The sequence below is a fragment of the Halalkalibacter flavus genome (genome assembly GCF_036663575.1).
Lineage (GTDB): Bacteria > Bacillota > Bacilli > Bacillales > Bacillaceae_D > Halalkalibacter > Halalkalibacter flavus.
On sequence record NZ_JAWRVK010000095.1, the window covers coordinates 1 to 2,030 of the forward strand.

Here is a 2,030-nt window from a genome sequence, read left to right on the forward strand (position 1 = left end):
CCTCGTATTATATCTTTAAGAGCTCTCATTTAGAGATTTCCAGTTGATCCGGATTAACAAGAACCCTTTAAATGAATTTCCAATTACAGAATTAATTCTGGTTGTATTTGTATGAAGAAAGCTGTGTGCTTCCTCATCCTAAATTTGGTTTTACCCTTTTGTTTTACCCACTTGGGTGGGGAAGTCACAGGGAAAACAAGTAAATCTATTAATTTTATTAAATCCAGAGGTCCTTACGTACCTTCTGTTTCTTAACCATGCCCTTTGACAACTTTATAGTGTGAAATAGTGCGAATGCGTCCTTACGCATGTTTTTACGCAGTATTTATCATAGATTCTCAGACTTGCCTATGGGACAATGGGGTCGACAAGTTTTTCTCAGGAGATTTCTTTCCCTCCTTGCGGACTTATTTGTACTGCTGTTATAGCCTGCTACCCATGGCCCATCATTGAATTTCTAACCGCTGGTTGCGCCTCCGAACTGGATGGGGAAGTAGCGTCCCATTAATTGTCTTCCTTTCGGATGAGTGCTTATGACGAGGCAGATCTAGATGGTTCCCATGGGCACCCAGGTCTGAGATCAGCTTGATTACTGCTTTACCTGGAGGTGATATTATGTCGCAAATGTTAGTTGGTATAGACGTAAGTTTAAAATCTCACCATGTACAATTCATGAGTGGAGATGGAACATCCTTGGTTAGTTTTTCTGTTACTAATGATCAAACAGGGGCAGACACCCTCATTCAAAAGATGTTGGCAACAGCTGAAAAACACCAAATAACTCAGTTGAAAATAGGAATGGAGGCGACTTCCAACCTTGGTTGGCATCTTGCTCATTACCTAAAAGAACAACTTCAAGGGTATGAGCCATCGATTGAGCCTCATATTTACGTCTTGAATGCGAGAAAAGTGGCTCGGTTTAAAAAAGGGTATGATTCCCTTGTGAAAAACGACCGCATTGATGCCTGGGTTATCGCAGACCACCTGCGTTTTGGACGACTGCCTATTGAAATGAAAGAATCCATTCATTACGAAGCCTTGCAGCGTTTAACGAGAACCCGTTTTCATCTCATGAAAAATATCGCAAGAGACAAAACCTATTTCTTGAATCAAGTCTTTTTGAAATTCAGTGGATTACGTCAAGATAATCCATTTTCAAATATGTTTGGCGCAACGTGTTTAGCTATTATTCAAGAGCTTGAACCTGAACAGATCGCCCAAATGTCGATCGAAGAACTGATGGAATTTCTTCAGGAAAAAGGAAAAAATCGCTTTGATAATCCTGAGGAGATCGCCAAATATCTTCAAAAGGTTGCCCGTAGTTCATACCGCTTAAATAAAGCAATGGCTGACCCAGTAAACATTTCTTTATCCGTTACCCTAAGTGTCATCAAGCACATGGAAGCGGAAGTTAAACGTCTAGATAAAGAAATAGCTAAGCTCATGAAAGGCATTCCACAAACCTTAACGTCCATTAAAGGAGTTGGGGATGTGTATGCAGCAGGTTTAATTGCTGAAATTGGTGATATCAACCGGTTTAAGAATCATCATGCGCTAGCCAAATACGCTGGACTCGTTTGGAGCCAAAATCAATCAGGTGAATTCGAAGCTGATGAAACGAATCGAATGAGAACTGGGAATAAATATCTTAGATACTATCTCATTCAGGCCGCTGATAAGATCCGGCATCATGACTCAGAATACAAAGCGTTTTATGAAAAGAAAGCACATGAAGTACCCAAACATAAACACAAACGTGCCCTCGTCCTTACTGCTAGAAAATTGGTACGATTGGTGTACACGCTACTGAACACCAATCAGTTGTACACACCACCTGAAAGGAGAGATTAAGAATAATCAACTTACATTATCTCCCTTATTTTCCATTTCGCTAAACTGAAATTTATTCTGAAAATTCAGTTAAATAGTGAAGTTTATTAGGTGTACCCTTTTTTAGGGATTTTTTTGATTGTAGTTAAATCAATTTCCAATTTTCTAGTTTTAGGGTGTTGACATATTACCGCTGTGCT

General features: G+C 39.6%; 1 protein-coding gene. It reads left to right on the top strand.

Going from position 1 to position 2,030, the window contains the following annotated elements:
* The first annotated feature begins 615 nt into the window (after window positions 1-615).
* Window positions 616-1,851 (top strand): IS110 family RNA-guided transposase, encoded by a 1,236-nt coding sequence (locus SAY88_RS24480; protein WP_332635055.1) that lies wholly within the window; start codon window positions 616-618, stop codon window positions 1,849-1,851.
* Window positions 1,852-2,030: the final 179 nt, after the last annotated feature.